The sequence below is a fragment of the Brevibacterium sp. GP-SGM9 genome (genome assembly GCF_047300845.1).
GTDB lineage: Bacteria > Actinomycetota > Actinomycetes > Actinomycetales > Brevibacteriaceae > Brevibacterium.
The window spans coordinates 2,079,652-2,099,971 of sequence record NZ_CP178563.1; the positions used below are offsets into that span (position 1 = coordinate 2,079,652).

General features: G+C 65.2%; 18 protein-coding genes. 8 read left to right on the plus strand and 10 right to left on the minus strand.

Annotated features, from left to right (window positions below; genetic code table 11):
- The first annotated feature begins 190 nt into the window (after positions 1–190).
- Positions 191–3,346: a DEAD/DEAH box helicase gene (locus ACH82I_RS09410; RefSeq protein ID WP_413332104.1), complete on the plus strand. Its 3,156-nt coding sequence runs from the start codon at positions 191–193 to the stop codon at positions 3,344–3,346.
- On the opposite strand, the gene ACH82I_RS09415 is transcribed toward ACH82I_RS09410, so the two are convergent.
- The 6 genes from ACH82I_RS09415 to ACH82I_RS09440 form a co-directional block, all read right to left on the minus strand.
- Positions 3,297–3,656: a hypothetical protein gene (locus ACH82I_RS09415; protein WP_413332106.1), complete on the minus strand. Its 360-nt coding sequence runs from the start codon at positions 3,654–3,656 to the stop codon at positions 3,297–3,299. The genes ACH82I_RS09410 and ACH82I_RS09415 overlap by 50 nt on opposite strands.
- On the minus strand, positions 3,653–4,030 hold the full coding sequence (locus ACH82I_RS09420; RefSeq protein ID WP_413332108.1) for a hypothetical protein: 378 nt from the start codon (positions 4,028–4,030) through the stop codon (positions 3,653–3,655). Before ACH82I_RS09420 ends, ACH82I_RS09415 begins: the two co-directional genes overlap by 4 nt.
- Before the next feature lie 121 nt (positions 4,031–4,151).
- Positions 4,152–5,249, minus strand: a complete 1,098-nt coding sequence (locus ACH82I_RS09425) for a type I restriction endonuclease (RefSeq protein ID WP_413332110.1) — start codon at positions 5,247–5,249, stop codon at positions 4,152–4,154.
- 181 nt (positions 5,250–5,430) lie between these two features.
- The gene (locus tag ACH82I_RS09430; RefSeq protein WP_413332112.1) at positions 5,431–5,772 is read right to left on the minus strand and encodes a hypothetical protein; all 342 of its coding nucleotides are present in this window, start codon (positions 5,770–5,772) and stop codon (positions 5,431–5,433) included.
- 50 nt (positions 5,773–5,822) lie between these two features.
- The gene (locus ACH82I_RS09435; RefSeq protein ID WP_413332114.1) at positions 5,823–6,314 is read right to left on the minus strand and encodes a helix-turn-helix domain-containing protein; all 492 of its coding nucleotides are present in this window, start codon (positions 6,312–6,314) and stop codon (positions 5,823–5,825) included.
- A gap of 21 nt (positions 6,315–6,335) precedes the next feature.
- The gene (locus tag ACH82I_RS09440; protein WP_413332116.1) at positions 6,336–7,769 is read right to left on the minus strand and encodes an SLC13 family permease; all 1,434 of its coding nucleotides are present in this window, start codon (positions 7,767–7,769) and stop codon (positions 6,336–6,338) included.
- A 217-nt stretch (positions 7,770–7,986) separates the two neighbouring features.
- Here ACH82I_RS09440 and ACH82I_RS09445 point away from each other — a divergent pair, with 217 nt between their 5' ends.
- From ACH82I_RS09445 to ACH82I_RS09465, 5 genes are all read left to right on the plus strand, one after another.
- Positions 7,987–9,150: a pyridoxal-phosphate-dependent aminotransferase family protein gene (locus ACH82I_RS09445; protein WP_413332118.1), complete on the plus strand. Its 1,164-nt coding sequence runs from the start codon at positions 7,987–7,989 to the stop codon at positions 9,148–9,150.
- 107 nt (positions 9,151–9,257) lie between these two features.
- Positions 9,258–12,200 (plus strand): FAD-binding and (Fe-S)-binding domain-containing protein, encoded by a 2,943-nt coding sequence (locus tag ACH82I_RS09450; RefSeq protein WP_413332120.1) that lies wholly within the window; start codon positions 9,258–9,260, stop codon positions 12,198–12,200.
- A 62-nt stretch (positions 12,201–12,262) separates the two neighbouring features.
- A complete protein-coding gene (locus ACH82I_RS09455) occupies positions 12,263–13,504 on the plus strand; it encodes a CaiB/BaiF CoA transferase family protein (protein WP_413332122.1) in 1,242 nt (413 codons plus the stop codon).
- Positions 13,501–14,265, plus strand: coding sequence for an enoyl-CoA hydratase (locus ACH82I_RS09460; protein ID WP_413332124.1), 765 nt, complete (start codon positions 13,501–13,503; stop codon positions 14,263–14,265). Before ACH82I_RS09455 ends, ACH82I_RS09460 begins: the two co-directional genes overlap by 4 nt.
- 116 nt (positions 14,266–14,381) lie before the next feature.
- Positions 14,382–15,575, plus strand: a complete 1,194-nt coding sequence (locus tag ACH82I_RS09465; RefSeq protein ID WP_413332126.1) for a Fic family protein — start codon at positions 14,382–14,384, stop codon at positions 15,573–15,575.
- A 95-nt stretch (positions 15,576–15,670) separates the two neighbouring features.
- Here ACH82I_RS09465 and ACH82I_RS09470 read toward each other — a convergent pair whose 3' ends face one another.
- The 3 genes from ACH82I_RS09470 to ACH82I_RS09480 are packed head-to-tail and all read right to left on the minus strand — an operon-like array spanning position 15,671 to position 18,268.
- Positions 15,671–16,684, minus strand: a complete 1,014-nt coding sequence (locus tag ACH82I_RS09470; RefSeq protein ID WP_413332128.1) for a cation diffusion facilitator family transporter — start codon at positions 16,682–16,684, stop codon at positions 15,671–15,673.
- A 46-nt stretch (positions 16,685–16,730) separates the two neighbouring features.
- On the minus strand, positions 16,731–17,309 hold the full coding sequence (locus ACH82I_RS09475; protein WP_413332130.1) for a YdeI/OmpD-associated family protein: 579 nt from the start codon (positions 17,307–17,309) through the stop codon (positions 16,731–16,733).
- Entirely contained in the window at positions 17,306–18,268 is a 963-nt protein-coding gene (locus ACH82I_RS09480) for a helix-turn-helix transcriptional regulator (RefSeq protein WP_413332132.1), read from the minus strand. The genes ACH82I_RS09475 and ACH82I_RS09480 overlap by 4 nt, the downstream gene beginning before the upstream one ends.
- A 120-nt stretch (positions 18,269–18,388) precedes the next feature.
- Between ACH82I_RS09480 and ACH82I_RS09485 the strand changes: the two genes are divergently transcribed.
- Entirely contained in the window at positions 18,389–18,847 is a 459-nt protein-coding gene (locus tag ACH82I_RS09485; protein ID WP_413332134.1) for a VOC family protein, read from the plus strand.
- On the opposite strand, the gene ACH82I_RS09490 is transcribed toward ACH82I_RS09485, so the two are convergent.
- Complete coding sequence (locus tag ACH82I_RS09490) at positions 18,832–19,152, minus strand: CHY zinc finger protein (protein WP_413332136.1); 321 nt, start codon at positions 19,150–19,152, stop codon at positions 18,832–18,834. The two genes, ACH82I_RS09485 and ACH82I_RS09490, sit on opposite strands and share 16 nt — an antisense overlap.
- Before the next feature lie 101 nt (positions 19,153–19,253).
- On the opposite strand from ACH82I_RS09490, the gene ACH82I_RS09495 reads away from it, so the two are divergent.
- The gene (locus tag ACH82I_RS09495; RefSeq protein WP_413332138.1) at positions 19,254–20,300 is read left to right on the plus strand and encodes a DUF2891 family protein; all 1,047 of its coding nucleotides are present in this window, start codon (positions 19,254–19,256) and stop codon (positions 20,298–20,300) included.
- The last annotated feature ends 20 nt before the right edge of the window (positions 20,301–20,320 follow it).

The window sequence follows — 20,320 nt, forward strand, 5'->3', positions numbered from 1 at the left end:
TTTACGTAAACCGTTTGACTACCGCCTCCGCCGAATGCGCTCGATATTTGGCCTATTGGCCGCCGAATGGCGGGTGAGGTGTGGGGATTCGACTCAGACGTTGAGCCGGCATGCCCGATTCCGGTGCCGGCAATAGTCACAGCTTGGCGAATCAATTCGCCGTGTCAGGGTGAGGTGAGAGGATGGACGGGTGCCCGAGAACCGACCAACCCCCGCTGCGGAGAGCAGAGTCTCCGCGACCGGCGGCACCGGCATCCCCACCGACTGGCGTGAGGCCTTCGCTCCCCTCGCCGAGGCGGTTCCCCAGCAGCACACGCCTGTGGCCTTGGGCTTCGAGCTCGTCGAGATCGTCGCCCGCACCTGGTTCGAGCCGAAGCACACGAATCTCCTCGACAGCCACGAGGTCACCCCCGGGGCGAATCCCGCCCTGGCGATTCGCCCTCTCCTGCTCAGCGAATCCGGCAACTGGGTGAAGAAGTCCCTGACCTGGCGCACCATCGACCGCATGGCCCGCCAGTTCGACGTCGACCCCCGCCACCAGGAATGGTTCAATCAACTCGCCGGGCTGCGCACCAGAGACAAGACCGACTTCACTCCCGACGGGGCGCCGTACAACCTCGGCGATTTCCACACTCCTCTGCTCTGGGAGCTCTTCGAGCAGGGCCGGAGCCTCGGGATCGAATACGTCGGCGTCAATCAGGGCATGGACGTGCGCATCGGCCGCCGGGCGAAGGGCCTCATCGACGTCCGCCGAGTACAGGGTCAGCTGCGTGTACAGCCGCGGACGACGATCGACGAGCGCGAGTTCGCTCCGGGCCTGGTCAAACCGATCTGGACGCACGGATTCTTCGGCGTCGACGTCCGATCCGGATTCAATGTCACACTGGCGCCGGCGGAGAAGCCGACGACCACCTCGGCGCTGCTCGTGTTCTCCTCCCCCGGACCGATCACGATCCCAGCGGCTGAGACCGAGGAGTTCTTCGAGGAGTACTACCCCCAGCTGCGCACCAGCGCCGAGGTGGTCAGCAGCGACGACTCCGTGACGTTCCCGCAGTACCGCGAGCCCCGGCTCGTCCTCTTCCTCACCTACGCCGGCATCGATGACCTCAGCGTGCGCTGGTACTGGGAATACTCAGGCCCGCGGCGCACCTATCCGATCGACGCTCCAAGCAGAGCCGGCAATGCGGGGAGTTCGCCGGCCAAGACAGGGACCTCAGCAGGCAGAGTCGGCACCGCCCCGGCGAATGGGCTCCGCGATCCCGAGCACGAAGCCGCCGTTCTCGGCGAGGTCAACCAAGTGCTGGCCGACACCTATGAGACCGGCTCGCGGCTGCGCTGCCCCGTCGACACCGAACTGCGCGATGCCGACACCGCGGACTTCGTCGTCAACGTGCTTCCCGGCCTGACCGAGATCGCCCACCTCAAGGTCATCGAACGCGGGAAGAAGCAGCCCTACCGGGAGCTCGGCGGCGAACCGAACGTCAAGATCACCACGGTCGAATCGGAGAAGAACGACTGGTTCGACCTCGGTTTCCAGATCACCGTCGACGGCCACGCGGTCCCGTTCGTCAAGCTCTATAAGGCTCTGGCTGCGGGGACGAAGAAGATCAAACTCGCCGACGACACCTTCCTGTCCCTGCACAAAGCCGTCTTCGACCGGCTCAAGGCCCTCCTCGCCGAGGCGGACCTCATCCCCGAGTGGGAACCCGAATCCCCGAAGATCTCGCGCCTGCACGTGGGCCTGTGGTCCGAGTTCGAAGACCTCGCCGACGAGTCCGAACCGGCTGTGACCTGGCGCGAATCCGCGCAGGCCCTGGCCGATATCGAGCACCTGCCGGCAACCGAGGTGCCCGAGTTGGGCGGGGCCCGGATGCGGCCCTACCAGGTGCAGGGATTCCGCTGGTTGACACTGCTCTACCGGTGCCGCCTCGGCGGAGTGCTCGCCGACGACATGGGCCTCGGCAAGACCTTGCAGACCCTCGCACTCATCCAGCACGCACGGTCCGAACACGCGCAGGCTGAGCACGCGGCCTCCGCGTCGTACGATTCGTCCTCGGACCCGACCGAGCCGCTGCCGCCCTTCCTCGTCGTCGCCCCCACCTCGGTGGTCCCGAACTGGGTGAAGGAGGCCGCGAAATTCACCCCCGACCTCGACGTCCGCGTCGTGGCCGAGTCGACGAAAAAGAGGAAGACGACCCTCGCCGAGGTGGTCGCCGGGGCCGATGTCATCGTCCTCTCCTACGCGATGCTCAGGCTCGAGGAGGAGCCCATCTCAGAACTGGAGTGGGCAGGCCTCATCCTCGACGAGGCCCAGTTCGTCAAGAACAGTTCCTCGCAGGCCCACCAGGCGGCGCTGGCTGTCAATGCTCCCTTCCGCCTGGCGCTGACCGGGACTCCGCTGGAGAATTCGCTGCGCGATCTGTGGTCGCTCTTCGCCATCACCGCGCCCGGTCTCTTCCCCTCGGCGCATCGTTTCGACGACGAGTACGTGCGACCCATCGAGGGCGGGGAGAATCCGGGCCGGATGCTGCGATTGCAACGACGGATCCGCCCGTTCATGATGCGCCGGTCGAAGGACCTCGTGGCCGCCGATCTGCCGGAGAAGCAGGAGCAGGTCATCACGGTCGAGCTCAGCGCCGCGCACCGGAGACTCTACGATCGGGTGCTGCAGAAGGAGCGGAAGAAGATCCTCGGCTTCATCGACAGCGACTACGACAAGCAGCGGTTCATCGTCTTCCGGTCGCTCACGCTGCTGCGCATGCTCGCCCTCGACCCGAGCATCGTCGATGCCGAACACGCAGAGGTGCCCTCCTCCAAGCTGACCGCGATGCTCGAACGCCTCGACGATGTCCTCGCCGAAGGGCACCGGTCGATCATCTTCAGCCAGTTCACCTCATTCCTGTCCCATGTCGCCGCGGAACTCGATCGCCGAGGCGTCCCCTATGTCGTCCTCGACGGTTCCACTCGCAATCGCGGGCAGGTCGTCGAGGAGTTCCGCACGGGGGTCGCACCCGTGTTCCTCATCAGCCTCAAAGCCGGCGGGTTCGGTCTCAACCTCACCGAGGCGGACTACGTCTTTCTCATGGATCCGTGGTGGAACCCCGCCTCGGAGAATCAGGCCATCGACCGGGCGCATCGGATCGGGCAGACGAAGAACGTCATGGTCTACCGGTATGTCACCGAGGGCACGATCGAGGAGAAGGTGCTCGCCCTGCAGAAGCGCAAGGCCGAGCTCTTCGATTCCCTCATGACCGAGGGCGGCACCTTCGCCGGCCGTGGCCCGGAGGGTCAGGCGTTCAGCCAGAGTGTGAGCGCCGAGGATATTCGGGGGCTGCTCGAGGGGTAGCGGCGGCGATGCAGATCAGAACGATGCCCACGCCCAGGAGCAGTCCGGGTGCGGCCGGGATGATGAAGCTGAGCACGGGATCGCCCTGCTCTCCCGCGAGCACGGAGTCGGCGGAAGCTGCCTCCGCACCGACTCCGATGAAGTCGATGACATGCGGGAAGATGATTCCCACGATCGCCGAGCAGACGCCGAGGAGGCCTGCCACCCGGGCACCACCTCGGCGATGGATGATGAGCATGACGGCGATGAAGACCGCCGCAAGACTCAACACCACCGTCCCTCCGATTCCGGCGAGCGACGAGGCGATCATGGCGAGCTTCGAAAGGGATCCGGACCGGCCCCCGCGGGGCCGGTCCCGCGCAGAGGACGGGCGACCGAGGCAGGCTCACTTCTGGCCGCAATGGCGAATCCGATGAGGACGAGTCCGCCGGCCTGGAGCATCACCGTCAATGTCATGGCGATCCATTCGATCGCGCGAATACCGGTGTCCAGGGCCAGCATCGGGCCGAGAACCATTCCGATCGGGGCGAACACCAGCCCGCAGAACAGCAGTGCGGTCCCGAGAATTCCGAGCAGTCGAGTTCTGCCGCGCCAGCGCCAGGCGAAGATCACGAGGCCGATGAGGCAACACAGCATCGGTGTCAGAATCCCCGTCGCGGTGCCAGTGAGAAATGGCAGGTCCATGGTCGATCACACTACCAAGGTTGTGCGGTTGCGCCGGCGGGGTTCGCGTGCGTCGTGGTCTCCTGCGCGGCGGAGACGACTCAGCACAGCTGACGGCTATGAAAGGCCACTTCTCAATCCGCTAGTCGTTGTGGCGACGCACTGCCTCGCGGATGACCTCAGCATGCTCATAGATTCCTTCAAGCCCCTCCAACGGATGACGAGTCTCGACCTTGTTCTCGTCGAACAGGCCAAGATACTTCTGCTTCTTGCCGTTGAAGTGCAATCGGGCTATCGGCTTTCTGTTGTTGTCATCGAGGAGCACAGCGAAGTAGGACTTCGCATCACGTTGGGCCACTCGCTCAGGTTTGACCTCGCTGCAGGCGATGGCCTTGACGATCTGATAGCCCTCAAGCTCTTCAAGCGTGGTCTCGATCTCGGGGTCTTGTGCCAGATCAGACTCGGCGACGGCTTCACTCGTCACGGCCTCAGCCTGAGCCGAACTCTCGAGCGGAGCAGAATAGGAAGCACCCAGCGCCGCCTTGAGGCGATCGTTCACCTGTTCATTCAGATACTGCTTTGCAGCCTTGGCGACAAGTAGGGTGAACTGCGTTTTCGCGTCTTGGGTGAAACGACCGTCATAGACTCTGCCGGTGAAGAGCCGGACGAACGCCTCGTCCGGTTCCTTGAACTGGGCCGCGATTTCACGCTTGATCGCTCCAACATACTTGAGCTCTTCGGCGGCGCTGATGACCGAGTCGAGGTCGAACACCTCCTTCGAGAGTTTGCGGAGCTCCGGAAGCAGCGTCTCGTCAATGTCGTTGAGATCCAACACCAGGAACGGGCGATCATCCATCTTGTTCGGCGCGTCGAGGTCGGTGTAGAAATTGTAGACTTCACCGTTCGTCAGCACCGCGATTCGCGCGTTGGTGACGGAGAAATATCGGAACAGTTGTGAGGCATGTTCAATTCGGAGCGCTTCGGTCGACTTCTTGCACTCGATGAGTATCTGCACTTCACCATCACGCATGATCGCGTAGTCAACCTTCTCACCGCGCTTGACGCCGACGTCGGCAGTGAACTCCGGCACTACCTCGAGCGGGTTGAAAATGTCGTAGCCGAGAATCGTGGAGATGAAGGGCATCACGAATGCATTCTTCGTCGCTTCCTCCGTCTGAATGGCGTCGCGCTGATTCTGCACCTTAGCGGCCAACGCCGACAATCGTTCCTCGAACTCCATATTTTCTCCTTTTCGGAACATCTTCAGTAGTACATGTACATCAAACTGTAGCCCGAAATGGATGTTGTGAGATGATCGTCGACCTGAAATTGAGACTGCCACCAAGAACATTTGCCAGCAATGACGGCGTCAACGGAATCGAGACGAAGGGGAGCTCAGATGCGGACGTTCGCGAATCGATTCATCGACAGAGCAGCCGCTTCACAACTTCAGGCACCAGTTCCGTCACGGCTTCCCAGAACAGGTCGTCATCCATCGCTGCGTATCCCGCATAAGCCGCGATGTTTCGCATGGCCCGAATAGAGGTGAGTTCCTGGGCCGTCAACAACTCTGACCATGGAGCGAATTCGGATCTCTCGGTCAGGGAAGCAAGCCTGACCATCACCATGCTGGCTACATCGTAGGCCACAGAGCCATCCGCGAACTCAGCCCGCGGGCTGGAGGCTACGGACTGCGAACGCTGGAGAATACGAGCAAGTTCACCACGAATATTCTCCTCGTCGTGCCCCGAGGAATTTCCCACGTGCCGCCTAGGCTGCCTGACATATGGGTCGTCGGAAGGTCTCGAAGCCATCAGACTCGTATCGCTTCTTCCAGCACTGTCGAACCGGGAAGTACAGACCCGATGTCGACAATGACATCGGCAGGGAACCCAGTGATCCGACGAACCTCCTCGCCGAAGAAGGCGATGTCAAAGAGAGTGACGTGTTTGTCAGGTGTCATCAGAAGATCGATATCGCTGTCGAACCCGTCCTCCCCCCGGGCGACTGAGCCGAAGACTCGCACGTTCTGCAACCCGAGATCCGCCGCCAGTTCCCTGATTACCTGAAACGTTCGCTCCAAGGCGAGATTCGGTCTGTAGTCGGCAGCTTTGAGCACGCGTTCGAGCATCGCAGGAGACACATTTCGCACACCGGCCTCCATCTGCGCCAGGCTGGGCTGGCGCAGTCCAGCTTTCCGAGCAAGCTCGACTTGCGTCAATCCAGCGTCGAGGCGGGCGCTGCGAATGAGTTCCACCGGGATCGTCCGCTTGAAACCGTGCCATACCCTCAAATAAAGCTTCATGCTATTGAGGGCGGCCGGGCCTCACCCCCATCCGGGGACGACGAAGATCAGCCACGTGACGATCGGGGCGATGACGACCATGGAGAAGCCCCACACCATGAGCTGTTTGAATACCTTGTCCCGCTGATCTTCCGGCGAGTTCGCCACGACGAGTGCACCCGAGGTCGAGAAGGGACTCGAGTCGACCACCGAGGAGGAGATCGCCAGGGCGATGATCAGCCCGATCTCGCCGACGCTGCCGGTGAGCAGGAACGGAACCGCAAGCGGAATGAGTGCGCCGAGGATGCCGGTCGTCGAGGCGAACGCGGAGACCACGGCACCGATGAAGCAGATGATGAGCGCGGCGAAGAGCGGAGCACCCATGCCGGCGACCTGGTTGCCCAGCCAGTCGATCGTGCCGAGACGTTCCATCAGCTCGACATAGGTGACGATGCCGCAGATGAGGAGCACGGTCGGCCAGGCGATCTTGCTCACCGCGCCCTTGCTCACCCGTGGTGAGAAGAACGAGATGACCACGGCGATGCTGATCGCCGTGAAGCCGACATCCTGATTGAGCGGTGGGACGACCATGACGGCCAACACGATGAGGCCGATGAGAGTGACCACGCGATTGCGATCGAGGCTGGTGACCTGTACATCATCATCGGTGTCCTTGACCATCGTCGTCTGAACCGAACGGCGAGCGGCTCGGCGTTCCGGGTCATGGTAGGACGCCGTCGGCGCACCACCCACAGGCTCGTCATCGGAGACCCCGTCCTTGTCCTCGAGACCATGTCCTCTGTCCCGCTTGCCCAGCAGCTCCCGCCCGCCGAAGAGGAAGAAGCAGACGAGGCCGAGGATGAAGTTGAAGACGAAGGAGGCGAGGAACAGCAGCACGGGACTGCCGGGCAGATCATTGCGCTCGACGACTTGGTTGGTGATCGTGCCGAAGATGCTCAGCGGAGAGAAGCCACCCGCAGTCGCCCCGTTGATGACCATGAGACCCATGAGCAGCGGCCTGATCCCATAGCGCCTGGAGAAACCCATCCCCATCGGCGCGATGATCGCGATTGCGGCCGGCACCACGGAGCCGAAACCCGAGAGGATCGCCGTGACCACGAAGAACACCCAGGGGATGAGCGCGATCCTGCCGCCCACGGCCTTGACGAGGATATGGACGAGCCAGTCGACCGTCCCGTTGTCCTTGGCCAGGGCGAAGAGATAGGTCACCCCGACGAGAATGAGGAAGAGGTCGGCAGGGAATCCCGAGAGCAAAGTGTCGACGTCCTCCCCGAGGACGAATGTCCCGAAGAGGAAGGTCGCCATGAGGGCGAGCGCACCCATGTGGACCGAGACGAAGGTGGCGATGACGAATAAGGCCACCAGGACGAGGATCGAAGCTATTTCCAAAGACACAATTCGCTCCAATGCGATGTGTGAATCAGTCGGAAACGACCCCATTGCCGCTTCCAACATTCCACAATGCGGAAATCTTTCCGCGCTTTGGTGAAAGTCTGCCCGAGCGACAATCGACCGTCAACCCCCACTTCCGGCTTTCCCGCCAAACAGGAATCGGCCGCAACCGACCTTTCATTCCGGAATGCTGAGAACCCATTCTGCTTTCGATTCTCCTGTGGTAGCGTCGAATGAAAGTGATGTACCGCATCGTGGAATCAAGGAGGATTCTTTGACGATGACTACCAGCGGACGGCATTTCCTGCAGATCCCGGGACCGAGCAATGTTCCCGACAGCGTTCTCCACGCCATCTCCATGCCCACGATCGATCACCGGGGCCCTGACTTCAAAGAGCTCTTCACCCACTGCCTCACCGGCATGGCCGAAGTCTTCGGAACCTCCAATCAGGTCGTCATCTACCCGGCGACCGGCACCGGCGGCTGGGAGGCCGCCCTCGTCAACACCCTCAGCCCGGGCGACGAGATCCTCTGCTACGAGACCGGCCACTTCTCCTCCCTGTGGAAGGCGATGGCCGAGAAATGGGGCCTCAGACCCACGATGATCGCCGGGGACTGGCGCACCGGCGCCGACCCGGAGAAGATCCGGGAGGCCCTCGCCGCCGACACGGACCACAGTTTCAAGGCCGTCTGCGTCGTCCACAACGAGACCTCGACCGGCGTGACCAGCCGAATCCCGGAGATCCGCGCAGCCATCGACGAGGCGGCTCATCCTGCCCTGTTGATGGTCGACACGATCTCCTCGCTCGGTTCGGTCGACTACCGCCATGACGAATGGAAGGTCGACGTCACGGTCTCGGGCTCGCAGAAGGGCCTCATGCTTCCCCCGGGGCTGTCCTTCAACGCCATCAGTGACAAGGCACTCGCCGCCCACGAAACCTCGACCCTGCCGAAGTCCGTGTGGAACTGGACCGAGATGCTCGCCGCCGGCAGAAACGGCATGACCCCCTACACCCCGAGCACGAACATCCTCTACGGGCTCAAGGAATCCCTGCGGCTGCTGAACGAGGAAGGTCTCGACGCCGTCTTCGCCCGGCACATCCGTTTCGGCCAAGCGACTCGCGCCGCCGTCGAAGCCTGGGGACTCGAGGTCCTGTGCACGAACGAGAACGAGCACTCCCCCGTCCTCACCGCAGTCATCATGCCCGAGAGACACGACGCCGATGCTCTCCGAGCCCTCATTCTCGAGAAGTTCAACATGTCGCTGGGCGCAGGACTGTCGAAACTGCAGGGAACGGTCTTCCGGATCGGCCACCTCGGCGATCTCAGCGACCTCACCCTCGCGGGCACCCTGGCCGGAGTGCAGATGGGACTGCAGCTGGCCGGCGTGCCGATCAGGACCGGTGGCGTCGACGCGGCACTCGAGATCCTCAAGGGCACGTAGACCCACTCACGACCACGTGATCCCGAACGGCAGACAGCTCAACGGCAGGTAGTCAGGCAGACAGCTCCACGACATCCGTTCTCTTCCGACAGGATGGTGAAAGCGCCATGAGTGGCTTCATCGCAGATCTCACTCACAGCATCGCAGGCACGGTCGACACCTCCGACCGACGGCGCGCCGAGTACGCGGTCGATGCCTCGAACTACCGCGTCGTGCCTCAGGTCGTCGCGTTCCCGAAGACGAGTGCCGACGTCACCGCGATCCTCGACGTCGCCCGCTCGCACGAGGTGCCGATCACCTCCCGTGGGGGCGGCACCTCGCAGGCGGGCAACTCCATCGGCTCGGGCATCGTCATCGACTTCTCCCGCCATCTCAATCGCATCCTCGACATCGATCCTGTGCTCAAGACCGCTCGGGTCGAGCCCGGGGTGCTCATGAGCGAGCTGCAGAAGGCGGCGAAACCCCACGGACTGACCTTCGGACCCGACCCGTCGACGAAGAACCGCGCGACGATCGCCGGAATGATCGGCAACAACTCCTGCGGCCCCCACGCGATCTCTGCCGGTCGCACGGTCGACAACATCATCGAGATGACCGTCATCGACGGCACCGGTCGCCGTTTCCTCGCAGGCGACGGCCTCGACGTCGTTCCCGGGCTCGCTGACATCGCGGCGCAGCATCTGGCCGTGATCCGCACCGAGTTCGGCCGCTTCAGCCGCCAGGCCTCGGCCTACGCCCTCGAACATCTGCTCCCGGAGAACGGACCGAACCTTGCCCGCTTCCTCGTCGGCAGCGAGGGCACCTTGACGACAATCACCGAGGCGGTCGTCAACCTCGGCGATCTTCCGAACTCACCGACCGTGCTGGCACTCGGCTATCCGGACATGTTCGAGGCCGCCGATGCGGTCCCCCGCGTGCTGCCGCACGGCCCGCTGGCGGTCGAAGGCATCGACTCGCGGCTGATGAACATGGTCCGGGCCGCCAAGGGTGCGGATGCCGTCCCCGAACTCCCGGCCGGCAACGGCTGGCTGCTCATCGAGGTCGCCGGAGCCACCGCGAAGGAGGCCGTGGCGAACGCCCAGATCATCGCCGATGATTCGGGCACCGAGCACTACCGGATCATCCCGGCCGGCAAGGAGGCGAGCACCCTGTGGGGCATCCGCGCCGACGCCGGCGGTCTGGCCGGTCGCACCGAGGACGGCGACCCCGCCTGGACGGGGTGGGAAGATGCCGCGGTGCCGCCCGAGGTTCTCGGCGACTACCTCCGCGAGCAGGACGAGCTGATGAGCAGCTACGGAGTCCGCGGTCTGCCGTACGGACACTTCGGCGACGGCTGTGTGCACATGCGCACCGACTTCCCCTTCGACCGACCCGGCGGAACCGAGGTCTTCCGTGACTTCGTCATGGACGCCGGCCGCCTAGTCACGAAGTACGGCGGCTCGGCCTCCGGAGAGCACGGAGACGGGCGAGCCCGCTCCGAACTGCTCTCCCTCCAGCATTCCGCCGAGGCGATCACCGCCCTTGAACAGGTCAAACGACTCTTCGACCCCGAGAATCTCCTCAACCCCGGCATCATCGCAGATCCGCTGCCGATCACCGCCGACCTGCGACGCCCGCAGGCCATCTCGATCGGCGCCACCACCGGCGGCTTCGCCTTCGCCCACGACAAGGGCAGCTTCACCAACGCCGTCCACCGGTGCGTGGGAGTCGGCAAGTGCCGCGCCGACACCTCTGGCTCCGGCGGGTTCATGTGCCCGTCCTACCTGGCCACGAAGGACGAGAAGGACTCCACCCGGGGTCGGGCCAGGGTCCTCCAGGAGGTCACGAACGGCGGCCTGTTCGACTCCTGGGACAGCGCCGAGGTGGCCGAATCCCTCGACCTGTGCCTGAGCTGCAAGGCCTGTTCCTCCGACTGTCCCGCCGGCGTCGACATGGCCCAGTACAAGTCCGAGGTCCTCCACCGCACCTACCGGGGCAAGCTCCGTCCCCTCTCCCACTACTCCCTGGGCCGGCTGCCCACCTGGGGCCGACTGCTTACCGCGGTGCCCGGGGTGAGCACGCTCGCGAACGCCGCCCTGTCCTTCCGCCCGCTGGCGAAGCTCGTGCTCGCCGGTGGCGGCATGGATTCGCGGCGCGGCATGGTCCGCTTCAACGAGACCCGGTTCTCCCGTTGGGCCATGTCCCACGTCTCCCCCGCCGAGGTGCGCGATCCTGCCGAGACTCGCGATCCTGCCGAGGTGCGCGATGACCTGGTCGAGAGCGAATACGTCAGCTCGTCGACCGTGAGTGCACGCGGCAGGCAGGTGCTGCTGTGGGCGGACTCGTTCACCGAATACCTCTCCGATGCGGGTGCGCGCACCGCCGTGGCCCTCCTCGAACGCGCGGGCTTCGAGATCCTGCTCCCCGAATCCGGGGCCTGCTGCGGTCTCACGCTCATCTCGACGGGACAGCTCGACGGCGCGAGGAAGAAGCTCACGCACACGATGGAGGTGCTCGCACCCTATGCGCGCAAGGGCATCCCCATCGTCGGCATCGAACCGAGCTGCACCGCGGTTCTGCGCAGCGACCTCGGCGATCTCTTCCCCGATGATCCGCGGGCCGCACTCATCGCCGCGCGGACGTCGACCCTGGCCGAGCTGCTCACCGATGCCGAGATCGAGGTGCCCGACCTCACCGGCCGCACGGTGGTCGTCCAACCACACTGCCATCAGCATTCCGTGATGGGATTCGCTGCGGATCGGGCACTGCTCGAGCGCACCGGAGCGAGCGTGCGCGAACTCGCCGGATGCTGCGGGCTGGCCGGAAACTTCGGCATGGAGGCCGGACACTATGAGACCTCGGTGGCGGTCGCGGAAAACGCCCTGCTGCCCGCGCTGAGAGACGCCCCGCCGGATTCTATCTTCCTCGCCGACGGCTTCTCCTGTCGGATCCAGGCGAACGATCTGGCGAACGTCAACGGACTCACGTTGCCGCAGCTCCTCCTCGGATCCGCCGAGGCGGGCAGGCATTCGGCCCGCGCCTCACGTCTGCCGGAGACAGCTGGCGTGTGAGACAGCGAGCGACTGAGCCTGCGGGCATGTGAGCCGAGGACACGACAACGACGAGGGAGACCATGACCGACACAGCATCGACGGACCCGCAGCCGGGACCTCTGTCCGGGGTCACCGTGCTCGAACTCGGAGTCTTCATCGCCGGACCTTACGCGACGATGCAGCTGGCCGATATGGGGGCACGGGTGATCAAGATCGAACCGCCCGCCGGCGATCCGATGCGCGCCTCGGGTCCGTTCCTCGACGGCGAGTCGAGTCCCTTCATCCGCCTCAACCGCAACAAGGAATCCGTCGTTCTCGACCTCAAGTCCGATGCGGGTCGCGCGGGCCTGCGCGCACTGCTCGCCGAGGCGGATGTGCTGGTCGAGAACATGCGCCCGGGGGCGCTGAGGAAGATGGGCTTCGGCTACGAGGAGCTGCGCGGCGACCATCCCGGTCTCGTCTACGCCTCGGCCTCCGGATGGGGTCAGGACGGTCCCCTCGCTCCGTTGGCGGGACTCGACATCATGGCGCAGGCGCGCTCCGGGCTGATGAGCATCACCGGATTCCCGGATATGCCTCCGGCGAAGGTGGGCGTGCCGATCTCCGATCTCACGACGGCGCTCTATGTGGCACTGGGCATCGTCTCGGCCCTCCACGAGCGCAAAGAGTCGGGCCACGGCCAGTACCTCGATGTGTCCCTCTTCGAGTCCGCGGTGTCCTTGGCCGTGTGGGAGGCCGGAAGCTACTTCGGGGCCGGTGCGGTCAGCCGCCCCAACGGCTCCGCCCATCAGGCGCAGGCGCCCTACCAGGCCGTGCAGGTCGCCGACGGCTACGTCACTATCGGAGCGAACACCCCGGCGACCTGGTCGCGGTTCTGCTCGGCTTTCGACCTCGCCGATCTTGAGGACCGGGAGAATTTCGCCGAGCCCGCGCTGCGGTTCGAGAACCGGGAGGCGCTCATCGCCGTCATCGAGGATCGTCTGCGCACTCGCACCATCGCCGAGGTGGTCGAGGAGATGAATCGTGTGGGTGTGCCGGCCGCGCCGATCAACGACTACGGAGAAGTCTTCACCGACGATCATCTTCGTGAACGGAACTTCTTCTGGACCTCGGAGCACCCCCGCCTCGGCGAGGTCACCCAAGTGGGCAATCCGATGCGCTTCTCACGCTCGCAGCTGACCGAAGGGCCGGCCGGTCCCTCGCTCGGCGCCGACACCGACCGAGTGCTCGCCGAGTTCGCCGGCGAAGAGCGGGCAACAACGGCGAGCGAACGGGCGGCCGACGGACCGGCATCACACGACTCGACGAAAGACGAATCATGAGCGAGCACCTGCTCACCGAGATCACCGGGGCCACCCTGCGGGTGACGTTCAACCGTCCCGAGGCCCGGAATGCAATGACGTTCGAGATGTATCAGGGCCTCGCCGAGGCGTGCGCACAGGTCGATGCGGATCCGAACCTGCGGGCTCTTGTGCTCCGCGGCGCCGGCGGTCGAGCGTTCGTCGCGGGCACGGACATCGCCCAATTCCGCGGGTTCACCGGGGCCGACGGAGTGGCGTACGAACAGCGGATCGACGAGGTGCTGGGTGCGCTCGCAGCCGTGGAGAAGCCGGTGGTCGCCGTCATCGACGGCCACTGTGTGGGCGGTGGGCTGGGCATCGCCTGCTGCGCCGATCTGCGCATCGGCTCTCCGGACGCGAAGTTCTCCGTGCCGATCGCCAGAACATTGGGCAACACGCTCTCGGCGAATACGCTCCGCCGTCTGGTGCGGGCGTTCGGTGAGCCGCGGACAGCGTCGATGCTGATCACCGCACGGAAGGTCGACGCGCAGGAGGCGCTGGCCTCCGGGTTCCTCACCGCGGTCGACGAGGATCTCGACACTGCTGCCGAGGAGCTCATCGAGCGGACCGTCACCGGAGCGCCGCTGACTCAGTGGGCGATCAAGGAGAACCTGCGACGACTGCAGTCGGGTGGACCCGTCGATGACTCGGATGTCATCGAAACCGTCTACGGCAGCCGGGACTTCGCCGCCGCCGTCGAGGGCTTCCTCACGAAGACCCCCGTGCAGTGGACCGGGCAGTAGGCGGCACTGCGGGGACGGCACAGCGTCAAACACCGATCTAGAATATTTACTTTAACCGGGCTAAAGTAAATATTCTCACCGAGGTGGTGAGCTTATCTCCGTCGAAGGAGGCTGCCGTGCCGCGAACGATCAGGCGTACCTGGGCGCATCCGAACCCTGATGGTCTGAGCCGGAAAGATCGTGCGTCGGGCACCTACGCTGCCTTCGCGCCCGACGAACTCGGCACCGACCTGCCCGCCATCGGCAAGGCGGCGAGTTCCGCCGCAGAGGAGGCCCTGACCGCCCTCGCCCGCCTCGACGAACGAATCGGAGAGGCGGCCGATCGGTATCTCAACCACCTGCTCATCAGATCGGAGAGCATCTCCTCATCGTGGATCGAGGGCAATCGGCTGAGCCCGAAGAAGCTCGCGATCGCCGAGCTCCTCGAACAGGGTGACCGCGTGGCACTCGACGTCATCGGCAACGTCCGCGCCACCGAGGACGCGATCGCCGAGCTCTCCGATCCGAACCGGCCGATCACCACAGCCGACATCGAGGCGCTGCAGCACACAATCGAGCCACGGCTGCCCCGGGGCCTGCGCACCGAGCAGAACTGGGTCGGCGGCCCCGGCAACAGTCCGCTGCGCGCTCAGTTCGTCCCACCGCCGGAGTCAGAGGTGCGCAGACTCGTCGACGACCTCGCCGCGTTCCTCACCTCGACCGAGGGAAATCCCGTGGTCAGAGCGGCGATCGCGCATGCGCAGTTCGAGGCCATCCACCCGTTCATCGACGGCAACGGGAGAACCGGCCGCGCTCTCATCCATACGGTGCTCCACCGCGGTGACGCCGTACGCAATGTGCTGGTCCCGATCAGCACGGTCTTCTCACACGACACCGACGCGTACATCGACGGACTGACCGCATTCCGTTCCGGACCGGAAGCTCTCGATGGGTGGATCATCTCGTTTGCCGAATCACTCGAGCGGGCGGCCGCGATATCGATCGCCCTCTCCCACGATGTCGACGTTCTCGACCGCACCGTTCTCGCCGAGGTCATCGCCTACCGGCGAAGCCTCGGCAAGGCTCCTGCCCGGCCGCGTGCGGGTTCGGTTGTGCTCGCCATACTCGACGACCTCTCACGCGCGCCGGTTCAGAAAATCGCCTCCGTGGTCGAGGTTCACCGAGTCTCCCCTGCCGCCGCCTACCGCGCCCTGACCGAACTCGTCGACGCAGGCATTCTCAGCCGCACGAAGAATCACAAAGGGAAGATCGTCTGCTTCACTGCGGACAGACATCTCGCGACCCTCGAGAACGCCGATCAGCCACTCTGAGGGCTCAAGCCGTCGATGGCTCCCTCACCGCAACCCCAGCGGAGTGGACCGGGGCAGCGGACGACCACCGTGCACCCACCTCGGCGATCATCTGGTCACGACAGCTGTTCGGGGCCCGTGTCGGTGCTGCCGACCTTGAGAGGCTCCCGCCCCGGGGCCGAGGGAGTGAGCACGACCTCCTGGATCATTCGCAGCCTCTCGAGCTCGACCTCGGCCTCTCGCAGGCGTACGGCGAGCGCGCTCTCCCGGTCATCGCCGGTGAGGTCGACGGCCGCGACGACGTAGACGCGACCGGCGCCGACGAACTCGATGTGGAGGTAGGAGACGCTGGCGATCGCTGGGTTCTCAAGCATCGAGGCGAGGAGGTCATCGCGCACCGCGGGGCTGACGGTCTCGCCGACGAGGAATCGGCGGTTGCGGTCCATGAGGACGACGGCGACGATGCCGAGGAGCACTCCGACGAGGATCGACCCGATCGCGTCGAAGGCGGCGATGCCGGTGATCTGGTGGAGTGCCATGGCGAGCAGGGCGATGGCGATGCCGATGAGCGCCGCGGCATCCTCGGCGAACACCGCGCGCAGGGTCGGGTTCGATCCGTTCATCACGTAGTCGACGGTGTGGCGGCGCAGCACGAGGGCGCGGCCCCGGGCCTGCCTCACCGACTGGATGAAGGAGAAGCCCTCGAAGAGCGCCGAGACGCCGAGGACGATATAGCCGACGAGGTAGCTGGTCTCGGATTCGTCGGCGGTCAGCGACTGGATGCCGTGCCAGATCGACACGGCCGAGCCGACGGAGAAGAGCCCGAAGGCGGCGAACATCGACCACACATATGCCTCGCGTCCGTGCCCGAGCGGGTGCTCGGCATCGGCGGGCTTCCCGCCACGGCGCTCGGCGATGATGAGGAAGATCTCGTTGCCGGTGTCGGCCCAGGAGTGCGCAGCTTCGGCGACCATCGCCGCAGACCCGGTGAGCACGGCTGCCACCGTCTTGGCGATGGCCACGAGCAGGTTCGCGACGAAGGCGATGATGACCGTGAGCAGACTGTCCCCACCGGAATCCGTCGACTCTGCAGAGTGCTCCTTCGTGTCGGCGCGGTCGTGCTCGTCCATGGCTGTTCCTCTCGCGCGGTCGTCTGGGGTGTCACTCGGTCCCAGCTTACGACCGCGATGCCCGCAGCAGGCGGTCGACGAGTCGAGTGATGGTTCGGGCGCGGGCCTCGTCGCTGCGTGCGGTGAGGATCGGCAGCATCGCCTGGAACCGCTGTGCTCGGGTGAGGGCATCGAACGCCGCCGAGGCGGCAGGCGCCTCGGCGAGGGTCGTGGCCAGATCCTCGGGGACCGTCACCTGCGACTGTCCGAGGTAAGCGCGGTCCCAGCGGCCATCGGCCTGCGCCGCCGCCACCTCGGCGCGGCCGCGTTCACGCAGTCGCCCAGCGGACTCGAGGCGCTCGATGATGTCGACGTTGCGCTGTGACCAGGTCGATCGCGGTCGGCGGGGCGTGAACCGTTGGACGTAGCTCGTGTCATCGAACCGGCGGCGCTGCCCGTCGATCCATCCGCTGCACAGTGCCTCCTCCAGAGCATCCTGGTAGTTCAGCGAGGTCGGCGTGGTGACCCCCTTCTTCGCAAGCAGCACCCCCACACCGTCGCTGGAGCGATCATTGGCCATCAGCCAGTCGTGCCAGGCGTCGAGGTCGGCGACGATGAGCGGTGTCTCCGGGGTGGTGTCGGTCATCGGTGGGACCTCCTCAGTCGGTTCTCCAGGGTTCTCGCCGCATCGATCAGCTCACTGGGCCCGTGGATCCGGAAGTCGCGGTCGAGTCGGAGCACATGGGCGAGCAGGCCGGTCCACGACCATGAGCCGAGGGTGGCCCGAGACGTTTCCTCGGTGAGCGCCTCGACGTGGGCGTCGTGGAGCCAGCGGGCCACCTCGGCGGCGGGGGCGTCGATGTCGACCGTCCCGATGCACGGCCACCGGTCCTCGGTGTCCGAGCCTTTGAACCGGGCCTCGAGCAACACTGTCGCACCGCCGTCCGGCAGTTCCCGCGGCCGGAAGCGCGGTCCGGTCGGGATGCGCGGGGTGATCCGGTCGACGCGGAAGATCCGCCAGTCCTCGGCATCGAGATCCCAGCCGAGGAGGTACCAGCGACTTGAGCGGGCGATGATGTCGTGAGGTTCGACGCGCCGAGGCGGTCGGCTCGTTGTCGTTCCGTCTGCACTCCCGAAGGCGTAGTCGAAGCGCAGCACCATGGTTTCGCGCACGGCGGTGCTGATCACCTCGATGACGCCCGGGTCGGCATGGTCGTCCCCGTCGGTGGTCGTGAAGGTCAGGTGGTCGATCCGTGTGCGCAGTCGGGCCGGGAGGAGCTGACGGATCGTCGCGAGGGCACGGTCGGCCGCTTCGTCGACTGCGACTCCGGTCTGCGGGGAGTTCTGCAGCGCGATCGCGATGGCCACGGCCTGTTCGTCATCGAACCTCAGCGGGGGCAGTTCGGAGCCGGCTTCGAGCCGGTAGCCTCCGTCGGGTCCTTTGAGCGTGCGGATCCGGTAGCCGAGTTCGCGCAGCCGGTCGACGTCGCGGCGCACGGTGCGGGTGGTCACGTCGAGGCGTTCGGCGAGGACGGCGCCGGACCAGTCCCGCCGCACCTGCAGCAGCGAGAGCAGGTCGAGCATGCGTGACGAGGGTCCGGTCATGGTTTCAATTGTGCCGCAGGTAGAGGACAGGATCTGTCCTCTACGGATGTGAGAGTGAGCCTCGGCGGCGCTCAGGCCGCCGTTGACACGATGCAGGCGACTGCACGGAGAGGAACACTCATGACCATCTCGACGACCACTCATCTCAACTTCACCGGCACCGCGCGTGCCGCCCTCGACTTCTACCGGGAGGTCTTCGGCGGCGAGGTGCAGGCGACCACCTACGAACAGCTCGGCGCACCGGAGGGCTCCCCGGACGCCGATCGGATCGTCTTCGGCAGCCTCACCTCGGCGAGCGGTTTCACCGTCATGGCCTACGACATCCCCGGCAGCTCTCCCACCAAGTCGGCGCCCGCTCCGGGTGCCCGCCGCGAGCAGGGGATGACGATCACCGACCGGCCGTTCTTCCTCTCCGTGCGCGGTGAGACCCTCGCCGAGGTGGCCGCGTACTGGGAGGGGCTGAGCGCGGGGGCCGCGATCATCGAGCCGCTCGCCGCCTCAGAATGGAGCCCCGGCTTCGGCATGCTCACCGACCGGTTCGGCGTCACCTGGGTGGTGGACGTTCAGCCGGCGAAGTAGAGATCCGAATGCGCCGCGCAGCGACGATTGAAGGGCGCGGCGCATCCCGGGCAGGCGTCGACGCGTTTGTACGTCTCGATCGTCAGCTGCCTCCGGCACATTCCGCAGAGGATGGCGGGCTGCTCCCATTGATCGCGGGGCCATTGTTCGGCCTGGTGGTCGGCACATTCGGAGTGGCAGAGGTGGCACGGGTAGTACCTGTCGCAGCAGGCGAAGCAGATCGCGATGATGTCGAAGTCGGTCGAATAGTGCTCACACCGGGTGTGCTCGTCGACGGTCTTGCCGAAGACGCGGACGTCTGACATAGCGGTTCGCCTCCTTCCCGTGCTGGGTGCTCTGCGCTTCCAGCCTAGTGGTCCGTCAGGGTCGTCCGAGTAGAGTGGGGACCCCGAGCCGAAGAGGACCCATGACATCCCCAGAAGAATTCGTTCACCCATTCGCCGAGGTGGCCCTGGCTAACATCACCCGCGACTACCCGTTCGCGGCTCATCACACGGCGAACAGCCTCGCCGACATCGTGCCGGCTGTCGAGAAGAATCCCGCGTTCGCGAATTCCTATGATTGGCATTCGAGCGTGCACATGCACTACTTGTTGGCGTCCCTGCTCGGCACCGAGGCGGGACGTCAGGCTTCGTGGCGGGATCAGGCCATCGAGGTGCTCACCTCGCATCTGAGCGAGGTAAATATGCTCGCCGAGGCGGATTTCCTCCGTGACAATCCGTCGTGGGAGCGCCCGTACGGATGGGCGTGGGCGGTCGAGCTCAACCGGGTTCTCCACACCAGTGACGTCCCGAAGCTGCGCGGGTTGGCCGAGCACACTCGGGTGCTCGCCGATACGGTATTCACCCTCGTCAGCGACTGGCTGCCGCGGGTTGCCGAACCGGTGCGGCATGGGGTGCACTCGAACACGGCGTTCGCGCTGCGGCGCATACTCATAGGGGCCAGAGCTGCGGACCGCCATGATGTCGTCGATACGATCGCCGGTGCCGCTCGTCGCTTCTTCGCCGAGGACCGTGCATGGAACTTCCACCAGGAACGCAGCGGCCACGACTTCCTCTCTCCCGGACTGTGCGAGGCCGACCTCATGGCCGTCCTGCTCACCGAGGATGAGCTCGCCGTCTGGCTGCCCGGCTTCCTCTCTGAACTCTCGCCCGAATCACCGGCACTGACCCCGGTCGAGGTGCTCGACCCAACCGACGGTCAGCAGAGTCATCTTTACGGGCTGGGCCTGTCAGTGGCCGCGTCGATCATGCGGTTGGCACCGCGACTGCAACGCATCGGCGAGGCCGGCGGAGAAGGCTCCCCTGGTCTGACCGATCAGGCCAAAGGCATGCTCACCCGCGTCGACAGGCTCATGGCACCGGGACTCGAGGCGGCCGTGTCGGACGAGTACATGTCCTCGCATTGGGTGGCGACCTTCGCGTGGGAGGCGCTGGCGCTTAAGTCGAGCTGATGCACCCCGGAATCTCGCGG